This window comes from Mesorhizobium sp. CU3 (assembly GCF_006442965.1).
Lineage (GTDB): Bacteria > Pseudomonadota > Alphaproteobacteria > Rhizobiales > Rhizobiaceae > Mesorhizobium.
In genome coordinates this window covers 239673-258632 of record NZ_VFWX01000005.1, presented here as the reverse complement: position 1 = coordinate 258632, position 18960 = coordinate 239673, and the positions used below count along the sequence as shown (strand labels likewise).

The window sequence follows — 18960 nt, the reverse complement described above, 5'->3', positions numbered from 1 at the left end:
ATACTATTCTGGCTCGTAGCTAGCACTTTTTCGGAGCCGGCCGTAACCGCTCGCCAAGCCCGTACAAGTACTCTATGCTGCCCTCTCGTGCCGGTATCGAGATAGGTTGTCCTGGCGGGGGCGTTCCATGTTCGAAGTCGTTGCATTGTGGCGAAACGCGCTGGCGAAAGCCGCCGCGCGGGCGTTCGGTTTGCTTGTCGGAGCGCTGTTCGGCTTGCTGGTGCTTGGACCGCCGGCCGCAAGCGCCGCGCCGAACTGGACGCTTGATCCGTCCGCCTCGGTGCTCACCTACCAATCGGTCAAGAAGAACACGATCGTCGAGACCAACAAGATCAGGAACATCACCGGCACGCTGAGTTCGGCCGGCGACGCCAAGATTACCTTCGACCTCAATTCCGTCGACACCAATGTCGACCTGCGCAACGTGCGCATGCGCTTCCTGTTCTTCGAGACATTCAAATACCCGACGGCCGAGGTGACGGCAAAGGTCGACCCGGCGGCATTCGCCGACCTGCCGGCCAAACGCCGGATCAAGGCGACCTTGCCGTTCCGCCTCAGCCTGCACGGCGTCGACAAGGATCTGGAGGCGAGCGTCGTCGTCACCATGATCAGCGACGGACAGGTCTCCGTCGCTTCGGAAGCGCCGGTCGCCGTCCATGTCGAGGATTTCGGCCTCCTGCCGAATGTCGAAAAGCTGCAGCAGGCCGCGAACGTGACGAACATCGTCCCGACAGCCTCGGTATCGTTCGATTTCGTCTTCGACGCCGATGGCAGCAAGCCGGCCGCGACGCAAACCGTCGCTGCCGGCGCCGAAGTCGGTCCTGTGGCCACCGACGCCGCCAAGACCAATTTCAGCGACGAGGAGTGCCACAACCGGTTTGGCGTGCTGTCGCGCACCGGCGCCATCTATTTCAGGACGGCAAGCGCCAGGCTCGATGCCAAAAGCAAGCCGCTGCTGGCGGAGGTCGAAGGCGTCGTCGGCAAATGCCCGAGCCTGAAGATCGAGGTTGCCGGCTATACCGATTCGGACGGGTCGCCGGACGCGAACAAGCAATTGTCGGAACGGCGCGCCAAGGCGGTCGCCGACGCGCTGGTTGCCGACGGCGTGCCGCGTGGCCAGATAAGCTCCGCCGGCTATGGCGAGGACAAGCCGGTTGCCGCCAACGATACGCCCAAGAACAAGGCGCTCAACCGGCGGATCGAATTCTCCGCCACGAAGCTCGCGAACTGAGGTCCGGGTGGGTTCCCGCTCAATCGCGTTCTGTGCTGCGACGGCTCGCGGCGCCGGCCTTGTGGCGCTTGTCCTGCTTTTGACCTTGACGGCCGCAAGCGCCGAGCGCCGGGTCGCGCTGGTGCTCGGCAACTCGCAATACCAGCACGCCGCGCCGCTCGCCAATCCCGCGCGCGATGCTCAGGCGATGGCCGACCGCCTGAAGGATCTCGGTTTCGAGGTGGTCTCCGGCTTCGACCTTACCAAGCAGCAGACGCAAACCACGGTCGCCCAGTTCGCCAAGCAGGTGCGCGGCGCCGAAGTGGCGCTTTTCTTCTATGCCGGCCATGGCCTGCAGGTTTCCGGCAAGAACTATCTGCTGCCGGTGGATGCCGCGCTCGAGGACGAGACCTCGCTCGATTTCGAGGCCGTCTCGGTCGATTTCATCCTGCGCCAGATGTCGCGCGAGACCAGCATAAGGCTGGTGTTCCTGGACGCCTGCCGCGACAATCCGCTGGCCGATGTGCTGGCCAAGACCGCGGGCATCAAGGGCGCGAGCAGCGGCCTTGCCGAAATCCCGATCGAAAATGGCGGGGCCGGCACGCTCGTCGCCTTTGCCGCCAGCCCCAACCAGCTTGCCTATGACGGGTCAGGCGACCATTCGCCCTTCACCACGGCATTGCTCCAGCACATCGGCGAATCCAACATTTCCATCACCGAAGCGATGAACAGGGTGACCAGCGACGTCTTCAAAGCGACCGCCGGCAAGCAGCGCCCCTGGATCAATGTCTCGCTGACCACCGAGGTCGTTCTGCACAGGGTCGACCTCAACGCGCCGCTGATCGTCGGCGAGGCGAGCGCGCCGCAACCCGAGGCCGGTTCCGAGACGCGCAACACCGGTGCGGCGTCAGGCCAGAACGGCGACCAGCTTGCGCTCAATGCTTTGCGCGAGAAAATTCCGAAGCTGGCGACCGACGGTCCGATCCTTTTCGATCGTCCTGTCAAGTTCGGCGACCCGGCGATCGACGGCAAGAGCATCGCCCAACTGATCAAGAGCGAGCCGCTGTTCAGTCCGGTTGACGGTCTCGACAAGTCGGTCTGGCAGGGCAAACATTGCGACAATTGTCATGAGTGGGACGAGACGAGGCTCTGCGAGCAGGCGAAGAATTTCGCCGCCAACGACGTCTCGGTGCTGCGCCTGCAGCATCCGCTCGGCACTCGCTTCAAGGTCGCGCTGGCCAGATGGGCGCAAGGCGGCTGCAAGTGATGCCGGGTTTAAGGCAGGTGTTGGAAGGCGAATGCCGCTAAGCTTCCATCTCCGCCATTTGGATGCCCATTTCGACAAAGGCGGAAAGCACGGCGAAGCGGTCCGCCAGCGAGGCGCGGGCCAGTCCCGCCAGGATTCCGGCATTGACGGCATGGGCAGCGGGAAATCCGGTCGATATCATGTTGAGGCTCGGGTCGCGCCATACCGCCGCGAGCGCGATCCAGGCAGCCGGCGTGGCCGGCGGCAGGTCTAGCGCGCCGCTCAACGCTGCCTGATGATGCGGATTGTCGGGTTGGCCGACGCGATCGTGCACAAGCGCCAGCAATTCGAGGTCCCGGTCGGCGAGGAGCTCGGTAAGATTGCTCAGGCACTCATGGCCCCACCAGACCGCGGCACGCTCTGGCAGGAGGTAGGCGCAGAACGTGACCGCTTCTTCCGGCACGCGGCCGGCAAGCAGCGCGCGGCAAAAATCGAGCGGCGGCTGACCGGTAGCAAGCGATTTCATGTCCCTGGCGATGGCGGGACAGGCTTGAAACAGATCCCGCGCAGTTCTGTATCCGAATTCATTGGCCATGGCTTCCACACCCCGAGAGCCGGCGGAACAATACTCAAGCCTGTGGCCAAGAGCCGGTCAAGCCTTCGAGCAATTCCTGGAAAAGTGCGCAGCGTCAAAGCTCGGCGACTTCGCCGCAATCTCCGTCCGGAATTGCGTAGGAACAAAACTTTAGCAGGTGGTGGCCGCGGGCAGCGTGCGATTGTTCACAGACAATCGCCTTCGGATTTGATATTTTGCACGCCAGCCGGAGCATGATCCCGAAAAGTGGGACCCGGTTTTCGGACAAGGTCATGCTCCCAGAATGAGTCCAATCCCCTCAGACAGGAGTGACGGTCATGCGATGGGGCAATTCAGCCTTGGCATTGGCGGCCATGCTTTTCTCGACGCAAATCTACGCCGATCCGCTTCAGAAGTCGGAAGACATCGTAAAGTTCTTCGCCGCCCAGGGCAGCAATCTCGGCGCCGCGCGCGGCATCTGCGTCGGCACCGAGGAAGAGTGCAAGAGCAAGGCCGACAAGAGTGGGGAAGCCGGGCAAAAGACCGGTCTCGACATGATGATCAACTTCGCGCTTGATTCCGCGCAGCTCGACCAGACCGCGCGCACCGAGCTCGACGAGTTCGCCAAGGCGCTGAAGGACAACCGGCTGAGCACGTTCAGCTTTGTCGTCGAAGGTCACACCGATGCGACCGGCCCGGATCAATACAACCAGACCCTTTCGCAGCGCAGGGCGCAGTCGGTGGCGGCCTTCCTGACGGCGAACGGCGTTCAGGCTGGCAGGCTCGAGGCGATCGGCCTCGGCAAATCGCATCCGCGCGTCGCCAATCCCTACGACCCGGTAAACCGCCGCGTGGAAATGCGCATCAGGACAGAATAGGCGCCTTGTTTAGAGCCATTCCAGGAAAAGGGGAGCTGCTGCTCCCCTTTTTTTAAGTTGCAGGATCAATTCTTGATCGCGTTGCCGATCACGACGCCGCTGCCGAAAATCAGCGCCTTGGTGAGGAAGTCGTTGTTCTCCCGCGGCGGCGGCTCGTCGCGCACCACGGTATCGCTGTCGCGCCTGCGCTGCACGACCTGCTGCTTATTGCGCGGCTTCTGCTGCGCCACCGGCTTGAGCGTGCGGGTTTTCTGCACCATCTGCTTTTTGGGCGGCGCCGTTTGGGCCTGATCCGCGGCATTCTTGCTGCGCACCGCATCCATCATCGGGTCGGTCTGGATCACCAGGAAGGCCAGTTGCTCACGCGTCAGAAAGGTGGTCGGCGGCAGGCCGTTCTTGCCCTGCCAGACGCCGATCGCTTGACGTGTCTTCGGACCGATATTGCCGTCGACCCGGCCAAGCTCGTTGCCCAGCGCCTCGATGCGCAATTGCAGATCGATGCGGCCGTTGCGGTCGAGGCCGATCGCGCTTTCCGTCAGTTCGGTGCCTTGCGCCTGTTTCATCTCGTCGGTGATGCCAACCGTGGTGCGAACGGCGGAGCCTGGATTGACATCCGCATCGCTCGCGCCGAGCGCCGCGACCTGCTTGTCGGCCTTCGGGTCTTTCAGCTGGTCGATGTTGAGCTTGGCTACGGTGGCGAAGCGGCCACTGGGGAACTGGTCGAGATAGGCTTCGTAATAGGGAATGGCGTTCTTTTTCGAAGCCTCGTCCCAAAGGCGCTGCTCGACTTCCCAAGCCGGCGGTTCGCTGGAAACCGGCGCGGCGGCCGCCACCGTCTTGCCTGCATCGGCGGCCGGCGCCGCCACCGCCTGCGCCGCGGGCTGGCCGAGGAACACTTCGCGCCCCAGCGACGCATTGTGCCACGGCCGCTGCCGGCCTTGCGTGGCTTCCGTCACGTCGCCGCGCACACGCGTAAGCGCGCTCTGGATCTCGACGCCCGGTTCGGTCAGATGCTTGGCCAAGGCCAGCGAGTAGGGGCTGTCGACGCCGTTGCCGTCGAAAGCGATGGCGCCGGGATCCGTCGCATAGGCGATCAGGACACCGCCGGTGCCGACGCCGTCCGCTCTTGCATCGACCGGTGCGAGGCCGGCGCCGAGCGAGCGGCTTTTCGGCAGCGCCGCGGCCAGCGTGCGCGCCAGCGGATTGTCGCGGCAGGCGTCGAGAATGATGATGCCGACGGCGGGATCGGCCGGCAGCGCCGCCATGAACTCGTCGATCTGCACGGTGCGGGTCTTGAGATAGGCCGGCGACGTCAGCTCGGCATCGACCGGGATGAGGTAGTTCTTGCCGTCGACCTGCATGCCGTGGCCGGCGTAGAAGATGACGGCGAGGTCGGCATTGTAGGATTCCTCGGTGAATTTGGCGATCAGCCCGTGCATGCCGGCATTGTCCTGGTCGACGCCCTCGATCACCTCGAAGCCGGCGTTGCGCAACGTCGATGCGATGAGACGGGCATCGTTGGCCGGATTGGGCAAGGCAACCGCATTGACATATTTGCTGTTGCCGATGACCAGCGCGACACGCTTGCTGTCGCCTGTCGCGGCCTGGGCGCCGAATACGGCGAGGATGGCAAGGATAAATCCGCTCAAAAGGACGGCGAACGCTTTCATGAATCAGCCCTCCGCCCCCTTGGGGCGCTCTATGGATGTCTGCGCATGCTTAAATTCACCAGCGACGAAGTCGCTTCTGCCAAAAATCACTTACAAGCGTATGTGAACCGAACCACAGTTTAGGTTCACGAGGCGCGGCCGCCCTATGCAAATATTCTCTAATATACCACCGGATGGGCTGAAAACAAATCGATGTGGCGGCGGGGCAGTTCATCAGTTTGAGACACCACCGGCGGCCGCTTGCTGCCCTCAGCCACCTTTGCCGCTAGCCTGGCTCGAGCGTTTCCTGGATTGAATTGACCAGTGCGGTTATCGCCTGCTTGTATTTCTCGAACTCCGGCGATGTCTGCCGGACTTCGGTCGTAGTCGTCGTCGGCTGGCCCGTATCCGTCACCACGCGCGGCGCCTTCTGCCCCATCTTCCGCTCGGCCCAGTCTATGACATAGCCGGCGGTCTTGCCGGTGAGGAATGGGTTGGCCTGGATGACGGCCGATCCCAGAACGGCGCTCAATTGCGAGGCGCCCGGCGCCGCCAGCACCTGGTGCGCTCCTTCCATGCCGAGGAAGTGGCAGAGATAGAGGCGGCCGGCGGTGATCTGGTGGCCGCGGGCGCGAAGATACGCCTCGCCCTCGCGCGCCAGGTTGCGCACCATCTCGCGCGACAAAGTCGCGTCGTAGCGAAGCGCCAAAAGGTCGGCCGTCGACAGCGAGCGGGCGAGATCCGGCCGATAGGTGTTCATCATCCGTATCCAGGTCTTGGAGATGAACTGGCCGGCGCCGGTCGCGGAGGAGAGCGGGTTCTTGGCCCGCGCACTGCCGCCGCTTTCGACATGCACGATCCGATCGGTGAGCGTGTCGACGGCGGCGTCGCCCGTGCCGCCGGAACTGACCGAAACGGCGGTAGCCACCGTGGTGACCGTGCCCAGCGGATCAATCGCTTCGCCGTTCTGATAAAGTTCGAAATGCAGATGCGGCCCGGTCGAAAGCCCGGTCGTGCCGATATAGCCGATGACCTCGCCGGCCTTCACCTTGGTGCCGACGCCGCTGGCGATGGCGAATTTCTGCATATGCGCGTAGCGCGTCTCGCGCCCGTTCGAATGGGTGATCTTGACCAGGTTGCCATAGCTGCCGCCGTCGCCCTGGAAGCTGATCTCGCCGTCGAACGCGGCCACGATAGGCGTGCCGACCGGAGCCGCCCAGTCGACGCCCTTGTGGATGCGGACCGTGCCGAGGATCGGGTGCTTGCGCGGACCGAAGGTCGAGGTCATCACCCCGGCGACCGGCGTAACCATGCCGTTGGTGACGGTCAGCGAACGCACCTGATCGTCGCCGGTGACGCAGGCATACTGGCCGTCGCTTTGCTGAAAGACGAAGCAGTCGAGGCTATTGTCCTTGCCCTGGACGCCGACATAGAGCACCCGCCCGGAGATCTCGCCCTGGCCGCGCGGGGTTTGCGAATAGATCAGCACCAGGCGTTGGTCCTCGCTGGCGAAGGCGTCGAGATCCTGTCCCCGCGACAGATACATGATCGCCTCACCGATCACGCTGGTCGGCACCTTATTGCGCGCTGCCGTTGAATAGATCGCGTCGAGCAGGCGGTACTGCCGCTTCGGCCCGCCCTGGTCGGAGGCGCCGGAATAGTTGAAGAGGTCCTCGCGGACCCAGGGGTCGACGCCCGACACGAAGGCGCCAGCCGCATTGCGCGTCAACGTGCCGACATAGACGTTCTTTGCATAGATCGAGACCTGCATCAGCGACATGCTCGTCGTCTCTCGGCTGGGCCGGAACCCGCGCATGGCGACGACGAAGCCGGGCTCCAGCCCGTCGCGGTTGAACAGCGTCTTCAGTGCCTCGCCGGCAAGCTTGGCGTCGTCGGCGGAGAAATGCGCGTCGAGCGCCACGCTGTCCAGGCTGCGGGCGTTGAGGATCTTCACGAACGTGTCCTCGGTCGCCTCGAAGCGCTGGTATTCGCTGGTGACGGTTGCCACGGTGGTGTTGTTCTCGATTGCCGTCTTCTTGAAGGCTGGGAGTGCGGCCTCGCCCTGGTCGATGGTCTCGCCCCAGCCTGCCTCGGGGTCGTCGGCATCGGCTTTGGGTGCCGGGCTGGCGGAAGTATCGCTGTCGTCCGGCGTCGCCTGCAGGTCGTTTCCGAGGTCGCCTTGCGGATCGCTCGGTTGATCGTCCGGCGCCGCGGCCGGGGCTGGCGGGGGCGGTTGCTGGTCGTCCGATCCCGGCGCGGAAGGTTTGGGAGACGCTTGCCGCTGCGCCTGGAAGAACGCGAAATCCTCCTGCGTCGACGGGATCGTCGTCATGAACTTCTCGCTGGCGCTCAGCATCACGTCGGAGAGGATCTCGATCTGCGGCGAGGCTCCGGAACTGTCGAGTTCCGCCGGACGCGCCACGGTTTTGCCCTTTGTCGCTGTGTCGGCATCGGGCGCCAGCGTGATCCACATCGGGTCGCCGGCAAGGTCGATGATGGCGGGAACATAGACCGGGGCATCGGCCGGCACATCGTCCATGCTATCGACGGGATTGAGATCCTCATCCTCGTCGCCGAACGACCATTCATCCCTGGTGAGGTAGAAGCCGCCGGCTACGGCGACGATGGCGAGCGTGGCGATGCCGGCAACAACGCCGCGCCAGATCTTTCGTCGGCGCTCGGCCAGCCGCGCCAGCTTTTTCTGTTTGAAGCTCGTGTCGATCGAGTGCGTCACGGGCTGTTTCCGGTCAGGAAATAGGTCCAGCGCACCTGCTCCTGAGTATCGACCTCGACGAAGCGCGCCGCGATATGGCCGCGCTGCCAGCATTCGTCGATGCCGCGGATGGAGAAGCGGCGGCGGTCGATGCACATCTCGGTCGATCCGTTGAGGATCGCATGGCCGAACACATCGGTCGCGTAGAGGTAGATATAGCGGTTGGTCAGTTCCTCGCGGATGACGTTGACGCACTGGTTGGCGCCGATGGTCCACCAGCCATCGGTCTGGTCTGCATTGTCGACATTCTGTCCGACCGCGAGGTTGACGACATCGAGCGTCTGGTTGCAGACGGTGAATTCGGCATGCGCGCTGCTGGGCGAAACGATCGAGAACAGCGCCGCGCAAAACAGCGCGGCCGGCAAAAGCCGCAGCCAGCTACGCTCTGGGCGTGACAAGGGCCGATAAGATGAATGCGGGAAGCGAAGGTCCATCGGCGTCCATGTCTATCCGCCAAGCCGGAAATACTTGGCGGTGGCGGAGAACTGCGAGCCGTCGGCTTCGATCTCCTCGAGGATTTTGGGCAGGAGTTCCGATGCCGGCGTCGGTCTGGAGAACATGGCGGCCTGGATGTCCTGCGGTCCGGTGATCACCAGCATGATCTGCGGCACGGCCTTGCCGAGCGCCTTGTCGGCAGCGCCCAGGCCGATCGGAATGTTGAAGGTTGCCTTGTCGGCCTGGGCCACAATGCGGTCGTCGAGGTTGAAGGCAATGCCCCTATGGTCGATCAGCATGATGTTGGAAACGAGCCCGCCATGCGTCGTCAGCGTGCCGCGGATCGGCGCGCCGTCCGGCACCGATGTCCGGTCGAGCACGAGTTGCGGTCTTTCCGCCCCGCTGCGGTTGAGGAAGCGCAGGAAGTTGGTCACTTCGCATTGCGGCTGCTCGATGAGACGAACGCTGATGTCCGGCTCGAGATGGAACCGCGACTTGAAATCATTGAGCATCTGCTCGAAGGGCTGCACGGAGGTCGCAAAACCTTCGATGGCGGCGGCGCCGTCGCCTGCCGAGGTCAGCGATGCGTAGAAACAATCGCCGCCGCTGAAGTCGCGCACCCATGAAGCCCGCTGCGCCGTCTCGTCGGTTGGCTTGACTGGCGGGACTTCCGGCTTGGGCACGTTGATCGCGACCTGCGTATTGTCCGGCTGCTTGGTCACCGGCGGCTGCGGTTGCGGGGAGGGCTGCGCCGTCGGTGTCGGCTTCGGCGGCGCGGTTTGTGGCTGGCTGGTCGATGGGGCGGGCGACACCGGCTCGACGGCCGGGCTGGTCGGCTGCGTGGGCGTCTGGCTGTCCGAAATCGGCGGCGAGGAGGCCTTCGGCTTGGCCAGCTTGGACAGCATGTCGATGAGCTCGTTTGCGCTGGGCTTTGTCGCCGACGGATTTGCTTCCGGCCCCGGCTTGCTCTCCGCCTCGGCCTGGCTGGACGCGGGCGTCTTGGCAGGCTCGCTGGCTGGCTGCGACGGTCTGGGGCTCTCTGTAGCTTTTGGCGGAGGTGTCGTCGTGGTAGGGCTCACCGGTGGAGCCTGGACGGGCTCGATCTTCGAGGCTTGGGAGTTGGCCGTGGGCTTGACGGTTTCCGGGTTCGGCTCCGCCGCGGCGTCCGTCTGGTTGTCGGCCGGTGTTTGGGTCTTCGCCTGCGTATCCGGCAGGGCGGGTGGCTGCGCCGTCTCGGAGGCAGAGTTATCTGGCTTTGACGGCTCTGGCTGAGGCTCGGCCGGCGACTGCGGCTGGGGCTTCGGCGCCTCCGGTTGTGGCGCTTCAGCCACCGGCTTGGGCGCTTCAGCAACAGGTTTGGTCACCGGCTTCGGCGTCAGCGGTGTGAGTTTCTCTTCGGCCGGCGTCGGCGCCAGCACTCCGCTGAAGTAAACGCCGCCGCCCAACAGAACGGCCAGCGTCACCAGGCCGCCGGCGATGGCCGGCATGCGCGAGGATTTTCGCGGCGCGGCCGGCGCGGGTGTGCTGGCCGGTGGCGGCGCAGGCGCGGGGCGTGGCTGCGACAGATGCGCCGGGCGCACATGCTCGACGAAGCGTTGTTCGCTTGGAGGCACCGATGGCGGGCGTTCGGGCGGCGCCGTCCAGCCGGCGCGCGGCAGGCCCGAGCGTTCGCGTACGCCAAACGAAGCCGGCGGCGGCAATGTCGCGTCGACATCCTCGCTGCGCGTCGCCCTGGCGATCTCGGCCATGCTGGCCGGCCGGTCGCGGGGATCCGGCTGCAGCATCGCGTCGAGAAGCTCCTGGAAATCGGGATCGATGTCCGACAGGTCGGGCACCGTCCGCCGCTTCTCGATGACCTCGTATTGCGAGCCGCTCATGTCGAGCGGCTTGCCGCGCAATGCGGCGGCAAGCACCAGTCCGAGGCTGTAGATATCGGACTGCTCGCTGACCTCGCCGCCATAGAGGCCGAGCTGTTCGGGCGAGACGTAATTGTATTTGCCGGCGAATTTTCCGCCGATCAGCGTTTCGCCGCCCACCGTCGCCGAGCGCGCGATGCCGAAGTCGATGATCTTGGCGCGCTCCACCCGCCCGCCCGGCAGGATGATGTTGTCGGGCGAAAGGTCGCGGTGAACCGCGCCGGCTTGGTGCACCGCCGCAAGGCCGGACGTCAGGCGATGGCAAAGCCGGCGCACGTCTTCGCCCGCCATCGGCCCGCGACGCATCACGTCGAACAGCGATTGGCCGTCCACGAACTCCATCGCGAGATAGGGGCGGCCGATGGTAGGGTCGATGGTAAACACGTGGTAGCGCACCACCGCATCGTGCGACAGATGGTTCAGGATCGACGCTTCCTTGCGGAACAGCGAGAGAATCGTCTGGTCGCGGGCGAATTCGGGCAGCACGATCTTGATGGCGACATGGTCGCCGGTCTGGATGTTGTGGCCGCGATAGACTTCGCCCATGCCGCCGGACGCGATCCTTTCGTCGAGCTCGTAAATGCCGCTGAGCTGCGTGCCGACGCCGGCATAGGTGACGCCAGCCGAAATCCGGGTTTTGTCGTCGTCGCTCATCTCGTCAGGCTCTCCGCTCCGGACCGATCCGGATGGAGCGCGCCGTTGCGCCCGCCGCCGATCTGCACGAGTACGATGGTCACATTGTCGGTTCCGCCGCGCGCCAGCACGGTCTCCAGCAGGCTGCGGCATGCCGCCTGCGGCGAGGCGGAGCGGACCGCGGCTTCGATCTCGGCATCGCTGACATGCGCGGTCAGGCCGTCGGTGCCCAGCACGAAAACATCCCCCGGCATCAGCTCGCCCTGCTGGAAATCGATCTCGAGCTCGTCGCTGACGCCGACAGCATGGGTGATGACGTTGCGACGCGGCCAGTTCAGCGCTTCCTCCGCGGTGATCATACCGCGGTCGAGCAATTCCTGGACCTCGGTGTGATCCTTCGAGACCTGGAAGATCGCGCCGTTGCGCACGAGATAGATGCGGCTGTCGCCGGCCCACAGGCAGGCGAACCGCCCGTCCATGGCAAGCAGGGCGGCGAAGGTGGAGCCGATGGTGATGTTGCGCGATCGTGAGATACCGCGGATCTCGGCATTGGCGCGGCTCAGCCGGTCCTCGAAGCGTGCGCGAAGATCCGGCGCCGAGCTGGCGATGCCGATCGTCGCCAGATGGTCGACGATGCTGGCCGAGGCGACTTCGCCGGCCTCGTGCCCGCCCATGCCGTCGGCCACTACCCACAGGCCGGTCTGCGGCTCTATCAAGTAGTTGTCCTCATTATGGTCGCGCACGCAGCCCTTGTGGCTCACGCCGAAGCTTTCGATGGGAAGGGCGACAGTGCTCAATTTGCCACCAAGCGCTCAGCAGGCGTCCTCTGTGACCAGCCATGGGCCGCGTGCCCGGGCCACTCTGCCACAAGCACATACATTAGAGTACCGAAATGAAGGTTGGAGCCGACTATGTTCTGGAGCATGGCCATGGTCAGAACGCCTTCGGACAGCTGAAACCGGACAAAGCCGGCAGGAAGAGGGGGTTGGCGCCAGATCCGACCTGGATCGTGTAGCCGACATCGCGCCCCCCGATGACGAAACGCGCCTCTGCGCTGGCGCCATTGGCAGTAACGGACGCCTTGTCTAGCAGTCGCTTCAATGCCCACGCCCCGTCGAACTTCAGCGCGGACTCGCGCCCCGGCATTTCCGGCGTCAGACTGAGGCTCGCCGATCCGGAAGCGGCGCCGCTCGGCCACGTCACCATGCTCGGCGCGTTGCCGGCCTGCGCGCTCTGCACCGTCTGCCCATCCACGTTGAGCACCGCGCTGTCGGCTTCGCTGTTCAGCGAGGTGGGGGTGAAGGTGATCGACACCAACGGCGTCGATCCTCCCGACGGGAAGAAGGCGCCGCGGATTTCCGCCGCCGACTGAAATGATTTCAAGGTCGACTTCGCCAGGTCGCGGCTGGAGCGGGTATCCTGTTTCCAGGCCCATTCCTGGCCGGTCATGTCGACCAGCGGCGCAAGGTTCTGCGCGAAGAAGCGGTCCATCAACCCGCCCGGCGCGAAAAGCTTCGCAAAATCCGCCATCGAGATCTCTTCCGTGGCGTCGCTGGCGAAGGGATAGCGGCCGTTGATCGCTTCCTCGCAAGCGCGTGTGACCGTCTGGTCGAGGCTCTGGTTGAGGTTGGCCATCGAGGTCTCGGCGACACTGCCTGCCAATTCGTCCGCCGCCGCGTTGACCATCCGCGCCAGCGGCTTCGGTAGGCGCGAGACATTGGCGCGCAGCGTCGAGATCTGCAGCTGCAGGTTGGCGTTGACGCGTTCGGTCTGCGACGGGACATCGGCTGCAAGCTTGAGGCTCTGGAAGATGTCGCGGAAGTTTTGCGTCAACGCGTCGAGCGGGCGCCGTCCGCCGGTGCCGCTGACCAGCGATTGGAACGAGCGGAACTGCGCCTCGACGCTTGCACCGGCATTCTGCGCGACGGCCGAGCTTACCCCGGCGCGGCTTTGCGACTTGCCGCCGGCGATCTGCAGGCCGATGCGGGCCAGCCCCTTGGCCATGCCGGCGAGGTCTGGTTGCGCCGCACCGCTGTCGTCAGCGCTATTCGGCGCCGTCAACGCGGTCTGATCGGCGATCGCCGTGAAGAGCTGGCCGAGCGGCGAGTCCGGCGCGGCGAGGGCGGAAAGTGCCAGATATTGCGGCTTGTCCTTCAGCATCGCCTTGAATTTCACCTGGTCGAGCGCGCCGTTCCATGCGGCGGCGAATTCCTTGCCGTAGCGGTCGATGAGCTCGGGGCCGAGCTTGGGCAGGTCCTGGTCGATGCCGCCTTGCTCGCCGCCGCCGCCCAGCACCCATTGGTCGTCGACAAGCATCTGCGCGATGCGCGACAGCTGCGGCAGGTAGAAGCGGTTGAAGCCTGCGCGCGTGTAAAGTCCGGGAACGGCGAGATCACCGAGTTCGCTGCCATCTATGCGTTCGAACAGAAGTTGCGCCTCGGGGCCGGCTTTTGCCGCCACGGAGAAGCTCTCCAGCCTGGCCGCATACACCCCCGACTTGATCAGCGCCGAGGCGCGGTCGGCGAGGCTCATGCGCCCGAGCGAGCGTTGTGCGGCCTCGACCAGCGGCTGGTTGAGCGCGAAGACCGGATCGTATGCGTCGTCGAGCGCGAGCATCGCGCGCAGATGCTTTTCGAGCTGCGCGCGGCCTTCGCGGTTGTTCTCGCCGGGATAGCGGTTCTCTTCCCAATCCTGCCGCATCCAGGAAACGATAAGCTCGTCGTCGACCTTCGGCGCCTTGCCGCCCAGCATCAGATAGATCTTCAGCGGCTCGTAGAGCGCGATCGGGTCGGCCATCTTGGCCTGGATGGTTCGCTCGGCCTGCACAAGCAGGCGGGAGCGGAAGGTCCGCTCAAGCGCCTGCCGGTAGGCGGTCTTGGAGGCTGAAAGCAGCCTTTCGCGCTGGCTGAGCCCGAACGTCTCCTCGATCGGCTTGCCCCGGTCGCCGTTTTCGAAGCCGGCCGGCAGATTGCGCAACTGGTCGAGCGGACCGATGACGTTTTCCAGATCGACATCGGTCACCGTGGTGCTCTTCAACAGGGCATCGGCGCTATCGCGATACTGCGCCATCGCTTGCCTGGTGGAAGAGATCAGCGACTTGTTGGCGAAGAAGCTGAGGCCGAGCACGCCGAGCGCCGCCAGGGCCGCCAGCGCGATCGCGGCAAGGCCGCCAAATCTCGCCAGTCTGGCGCGGCGTTCTGCCGTCCGATCGAACGAGACCCAGCCCGATTCCGGAAAGATCACATTGGCCAGGAGATCGTGCAGGAAGAAGCTTTTGCCGGTGCCCGAAAGATGTGCCTGCGAGCCGCCACCGAAGCTGCGGCCGATCGCGCCCAACACCTGGTCGAACGGCGTCCCTTCCTGGGTTCCGGAGGAGAAATAGAGCCCACGCAGGCTGACATTCACCTGCGACCGGGAGGTATCGAACAGGCTGCCGATGAACTGCGTTATCCGGTTCCTGAGCGCGCCGAACTGCGCCGGGAAGCCGAACAGCGCGATGCGCGCCACCGGGTCGGCTTCTTCCTGCAGGCGGTCGGCGACTTCTTCCGCAAGGCGCTTCGCCAGCCCGTCGAACTCAGCCGGCGCTTCGCCCGCCATGTTCCTGATGCGGTCTACGGTCTGGAACGTCGCGCCCCACACCCTGCGCCGGCGCGCTTCGTCGAAATCGCCGAAAAAGTCCATGAAACCGGAAACAAGATCGGCCTTGGTGAAAAGCAGATAGACCGGAAACTGGATTTTCAGCGTCTCATGCAATTCGCGCAGGCGGCTTCTGATTTCGGTGACATGTGCGTCGAGTTGCTGGTCGTCGAAGCCGATGAGATCCGACAGGCTGATGGCAAGGATCACGCCGTTGATCGGTTGCCTGGTGCGGTGCTTCTTGAGCAATCCGAGAAATGCAAGCCAGCTTGCCTTGTCGCGCTCGCGGTCCGACTCCTGCGTCGTGTAGCGGCCGGCCGTGTCGATCAGCACCGCCTCGTCGGTGAACCACCAGTCGCATGAGCGCGTGCCGCCGACGCCGGCCACCGGCTGCGCGTTGCCGGAGCCGGCAAGCGGGAATTTCAGTCCGGAATTGACCAGCGCCGTCGTCTTGCCGGCGCCGGGCGGGCCGATGATGATGTACCAGGGAATATCGTAGAGGAAATTGCGCTTGCCGCTGGTGCGTTTCAGCGTCGCGACGGCCTCGCCCATGCGCGCTTCGAGCACTTGTGAATCGTCGTTTCGCTCGTCGCCGCGCACGATCGCTTTTTCGAGCGCTTTTTGCGCTTTTCGTCCCTGCCAGAAGCGAATGCCGTAAACCAGCGCAAGCACCGCAACCGTCACGCCGATGATCGTGGCCCTCGGCCATACCGGCCCGAGCGGGCGTGTATCGGCAAAGCGGATCAGCGGCCCGGCATACCAGACGGCGGCCGAGAAGCCGGCCAGGGCGAGAACGCTGAATATCCGCAGCATCCAGCGCATCAGTTGCCATTCTCCGCCGAGCCGGTCTGCAAGGTCTCCTGTTTTGGGATCATCACGTCGACGCGGCGGTTCTTGGCGCGGCCGTCCGCCGTCGCGTTGTCGGCGATGGGTTCGTCCTCGCCCTTGCCGTCGACGCTGAGCCGCGATGGATCCTTCAATTGCTTGGCCAGCAACGCCTGCACCGCCGTGGCGCGGGCAACGGAGAGATCGAAGTTCGATTTGAACGTGCTCGATTTCTTCGGCTTCACATTGTCGGTGTGGCCGACGATCGCGATCGGTCCGGGTTCGGCATCGAGCGCCTTGGCGATGTCGGCTGCGATGGGCTGGAACTGCGCCTTAGCCTCCGCTTGGCCGGAAGCGAAAGAAAGCTGGTTGCTGATCTCGATGACGATGAATTCGCCCTTCGTGCCGACGCTTAAGCCCCCGGCGGATATCTCCTTGGCGAGTGCCGCGCTGATACGGTCGATCTGCGTGGTGTCGGGAGCAGCGGGTGGCGGGGGCGGGGCCGGGGCGGCTTGCACCGGTTGCGCGGGCACTGCCACGCTGGCGCGTTCGATCGTGACCGGGGTGGAGGGATTGAGCGCCAGCAACGCGCCGGCGGTCGCATCGCCCTCGTCGGTGATCAGCACCCGCAGCCCGAAAAAGGCGGCCGCCACCAGTGTCGCCGCGGCGGCCGCGATGGCCCAGAGCGGCAGCCGCCCTCTCGGCCTGGGCATCGCTGCCGCCATGCCTTGCCACCGGGGCGAGATGTCGTCGGTGCCGCGCGGCCTGAAGTAACGCAGCGTCTCGTAGATATCGCCGCGGACGCGCTCAAGCGTGGTTTTCTGATCAGCCAGCCCTCGATACTGGCCCTCGAAGCCGAGCGACAGGCAGGCATGCATCAGCTCAAGCAGGTCGTAGTGCGCCTCGGGTTTGGCGAGGATCGTGTTCAGCGCCTGGTAGAAGCCCGCGCCCGTCGGCTGGGTGTGGAAGAATTGCCGCACCAGGCTGTGCGGGAGCCAACTGTCTTTGCTTGGCCAGGGCAAATTGCCGACGACATCGTCGGCGGTTTCGCAAAGCGCGAATTTCGCGATCCGCGCGTCTTCTTCGCCAACACCTGCCTTGGCGAGGGTGCGATCGAAAGTTTCGATTGCATCGGCGATATGCTCCGCCAGTGCCGCCGCTTGCCGCTCGACCGGCATCAGCCGCAACTGGCCGAACAGCATCAGCAACGGGGCCGCGGCGGCAAGGATCGGATTTGCCGCGGCATAGGTCACGCCGGCGGTGGCGTCGAGCAGGGCGTCCTGCTGCAGCGCCGGTGTCGCGGATGGCGCCGCTCCCGGCGTGGCGCCTTGAGAGACAACGGTTCCGGACGACCAACCGGTCGGCATCCGGTGGCCGACGCCGGGGTCGAACACAGTCGATTCCCTGGCGGGCGGCGGAACAGGCCGCAAGCCTGCCGGACCGGAACTCTCGGGAGCCGCAAGCGGTCTTTGCTTTGGCCGCTGCGCGCGGATGACGGTTCTGTCCGGCGGCTTGGGGGGATCGTCCCTCGAGCTCATCGACGACGCCCTAAAGCAATTCCAGGAAAAGTGCGTAGCGGTTTTCTGTCCGCAATTGCGCAAAAACAAAGAGATGGAGCGGTTCGCCGTTTCCATGAAACGGTCAAACGCTCCAGCGTCGCGGCGCAACCAGCACGTCTTGCGCCGGATAGGAAAGCCGTCTCACGCTGAGCCTTGGCGGCGGACGGCTTGGAAAGGCTCATCTTACCGACACATGACATTGCTGCACACGCCCCAAGCCACGCCGCTTCGCCCGCCAGGCAAGCTTCCCTGCGCATCCTAATCGCCCAGCCATCCAATGGAAACGGGGCCGCCGATTGAAATCGGAAAGCAAGATGATCGAAGAGGCGGCGTCTTCTATGAGACCCGTCACATACGCCGGGCGCGGTCCGTGCCCACGCGCTATTTCTGCTTGCCTGCCTTGGTGTAGGCTTCGGCGAAATAGGCGAGGAAGACGTCGAGCATGCCGTTTTCGTGCCTGTCCTCCATCGTCCGCCACGTCGCGACAAGCGCGTCCCAGGCCTGGCTTTTCCTGGACGAGAAGGATGCGGGCGGAATTTTCCTGGCGATCGCCTCCGGCGACAGGTCGTCGAGCAGCCGAGAGAGCGCCGCCTGCATGGCGGCGTAGGTCGCGATTTCGTGGCTTTTCAGGTCGCGGAACGCGTCCTCGATGCTGTGCCTTGCATCGAGATAGCCGGCCCTGCGCTTGGCGAACATGATCTCCAATATGTCGTCGGTGCCCGGCACGAATTTCAGCGGGTTGTTGCCCTCGGCGCCGATCATCGTGCGGTCCGCGCTCTTGGCCAGCACCTTGGCCGCCGCGCGTGCCTTGAGCAGCAGGGACAGTTGCTCGACCGTGGTTCTCAGCACCATGCCGATTTCGGCGGCGACGTCGTGCGGGTCGCGCGACTGCAGCAACTCCGGCGATATGCCGGCCGCCCTGGCGATTTCGCGCAGCAGCCCATCGGCATCCGCATGTCGGCCGTCAGGAGGCGGCTGGGCGGCGGGGGCCGGGCGGCTGACCTGAAGCGCCGACGATGTTTGCGCCGGCGCGGCCTGTCCGGAGCGCTGTGTCGGATTGAAGGACGATCCATTGCCGAAATCCACAGGCCTTCCCGTCGAGGGCGGCAGCTCGCGTTGCGTCGAGCCGGCCCTGGTTAGCGGATGACCGGTGGCGGCATGCTCTTCCTCGATCGAAACGCCGACGACGTAGCGGCCGATCAGCAGCCGGTCGCCCTGGGCAAGCCGGTGCGGCGCATTCATGCGCTGGTTGGAGCCGTTGACGAAAGTGCCGTTGCGCGAGACGTCGTAAAGCCAGAACGAACCCGCCTGATAGCGGACCTCGCAATGGCGGCCGGAGATGAACTTGTCCGGGTCGGCCAGGGTCCAGTCGCAATTTTCGCGGCCGATCTCGAAGCTGCGGTCGCGTGCGGCATAGTTCGTCGCGATGCCGGGCGGCAGTCTGTCGACATTGCTGATCTGAAGCGAGATGAACATGGAAGGCCACCGGCGAAAATCGCAACCATTCTAGCAGCTTGCGGGCGCAACGGGAGAGGCCCGTTTCACATCGATGCAACGGCTGGTTTAGCCGTCGCTGTTATTTGGCCTCGGTCAAACATGTGCTAGGCTGGCTGCGGTCCGGAGCGA

The 18960-nt window shown here is 64.7% G+C and carries 12 protein-coding genes; 3 read left to right on the top strand and 9 right to left on the bottom strand.

Features of this window, described 5'->3' with window-relative positions:
- Positions 1-127: 127 nt before the first annotated feature.
- Positions 128-1231, top strand: coding sequence for an OmpA family protein (locus tag FJ988_RS10460; RefSeq protein WP_140817139.1), 1104 nt, complete (start codon positions 128-130; stop codon positions 1229-1231).
- A 7-nt stretch (positions 1232-1238) separates the two neighbouring features.
- Entirely contained in the window at positions 1239-2477 is a 1239-nt protein-coding gene (locus tag FJ988_RS10455) for a caspase domain-containing protein (protein ID WP_140817137.1), read from the top strand.
- A gap of 37 nt (positions 2478-2514) precedes the next feature.
- Here FJ988_RS10455 and FJ988_RS10450 read toward each other — a convergent pair whose 3' ends face one another.
- The gene (locus FJ988_RS10450) at positions 2515-2982 is read right to left on the bottom strand and encodes a DUF6931 family protein (RefSeq protein ID WP_246688496.1); all 468 of its coding nucleotides are present in this window, start codon (positions 2980-2982) and stop codon (positions 2515-2517) included.
- Between the two features lie 386 nt (positions 2983-3368).
- Between FJ988_RS10450 and FJ988_RS10445 the strand changes: the two genes are divergently transcribed.
- The gene (locus tag FJ988_RS10445; RefSeq protein ID WP_246688495.1) at positions 3369-3908 is read left to right on the top strand and encodes an OmpA family protein; all 540 of its coding nucleotides are present in this window, start codon (positions 3369-3371) and stop codon (positions 3906-3908) included.
- Between the two features lie 65 nt (positions 3909-3973).
- Here FJ988_RS10445 and FJ988_RS10440 read toward each other — a convergent pair whose 3' ends face one another.
- The 8 genes from FJ988_RS10440 to tagH all read right to left on the bottom strand — a co-directional run bounded on the left by FJ988_RS10440 (position 3974) and on the right by tagH (position 18810).
- On the bottom strand, positions 3974-5578 hold the full coding sequence (locus tag FJ988_RS10440; protein ID WP_140817133.1) for a caspase family protein: 1605 nt from the start codon (positions 5576-5578) through the stop codon (positions 3974-3976).
- A 265-nt stretch (positions 5579-5843) separates the two neighbouring features.
- Positions 5844-8291: a M23 family metallopeptidase gene (locus FJ988_RS10435; RefSeq protein ID WP_140817131.1), complete on the bottom strand. Its 2448-nt coding sequence runs from the start codon at positions 8289-8291 to the stop codon at positions 5844-5846.
- Complete coding sequence (locus FJ988_RS10430; RefSeq protein WP_181183489.1) at positions 8288-8764, bottom strand: DUF1036 domain-containing protein; 477 nt, start codon at positions 8762-8764, stop codon at positions 8288-8290. The genes FJ988_RS10435 and FJ988_RS10430 overlap by 4 nt, the downstream gene beginning before the upstream one ends.
- Before the next feature lie 12 nt (positions 8765-8776).
- On the bottom strand, positions 8777-11335 hold the full coding sequence (locus FJ988_RS10425; protein WP_140817129.1) for a protein kinase domain-containing protein: 2559 nt from the start codon (positions 11333-11335) through the stop codon (positions 8777-8779).
- Positions 11332-12111 carry a PP2C family serine/threonine-protein phosphatase gene (locus FJ988_RS10420; protein WP_140817127.1) on the bottom strand — a complete coding sequence of 260 codons (780 nt, stop codon included), beginning with the start codon at positions 12109-12111 and terminating at the stop codon, positions 11332-11334. Before FJ988_RS10420 ends, FJ988_RS10425 begins: the two co-directional genes overlap by 4 nt.
- Positions 12112-12247: 136 nt before the next feature.
- Entirely contained in the window at positions 12248-15772 is a 3525-nt protein-coding gene (tssM, locus tag FJ988_RS10415) for a type VI secretion system membrane subunit TssM (RefSeq protein WP_181183488.1), read from the bottom strand.
- Positions 15772-17313: a type VI secretion system protein TssL, long form gene (gene tssL / locus FJ988_RS10410; protein WP_140817124.1), complete on the bottom strand. Its 1542-nt coding sequence runs from the start codon at positions 17311-17313 to the stop codon at positions 15772-15774. The genes tssM and tssL overlap by 1 nt, the downstream gene beginning before the upstream one ends.
- Positions 17314-17715: 402 nt before the next feature.
- Positions 17716-18810: a type VI secretion system-associated FHA domain protein TagH gene (gene tagH, locus FJ988_RS10405; protein ID WP_140817121.1), complete on the bottom strand. Its 1095-nt coding sequence runs from the start codon at positions 18808-18810 to the stop codon at positions 17716-17718.
- Positions 18811-18960 lie beyond the last annotated feature (150 nt).

Coding starts and splice junctions, on each gene's coding strand:
- FJ988_RS10460 (WP_140817139.1), top strand. CDS start 128: ATGTTCGAAGTCGTTGCATTGTGGCGAAACGCGCTGGCGAAAGCCGCC.
- FJ988_RS10425 (WP_140817129.1), bottom strand. CDS start 11,335: ATGAGCGACGACGACAAAACCCGGATTTCGGCTGGCGTCACCTATGCC.
- tssM (WP_181183488.1), bottom strand. CDS start 15,772: ATGCGCTGGATGCTGCGGATATTCAGCGTTCTCGCCCTGGCCGGCTTC.
- FJ988_RS10450 (WP_246688496.1), bottom strand. CDS start 2,982: ATGAAATCGCTTGCTACCGGTCAGCCGCCGCTCGATTTTTGCCGCGCG.
- FJ988_RS10430 (WP_181183489.1), bottom strand. CDS start 8,764: ATGGACCTTCGCTTCCCGCATTCATCTTATCGGCCCTTGTCACGCCCA.
- FJ988_RS10445 (WP_246688495.1), top strand. CDS start 3,369: ATGCGATGGGGCAATTCAGCCTTGGCATTGGCGGCCATGCTTTTCTCG.
- tssL (WP_140817124.1), bottom strand. CDS start 17,313: ATGAGCTCGAGGGACGATCCCCCCAAGCCGCCGGACAGAACCGTCATC.
- tagH (WP_140817121.1), bottom strand. CDS start 18,810: ATGTTCATCTCGCTTCAGATCAGCAATGTCGACAGACTGCCGCCCGGC.
- FJ988_RS10440 (WP_140817133.1), bottom strand. CDS start 5,578: ATGAAAGCGTTCGCCGTCCTTTTGAGCGGATTTATCCTTGCCATCCTC.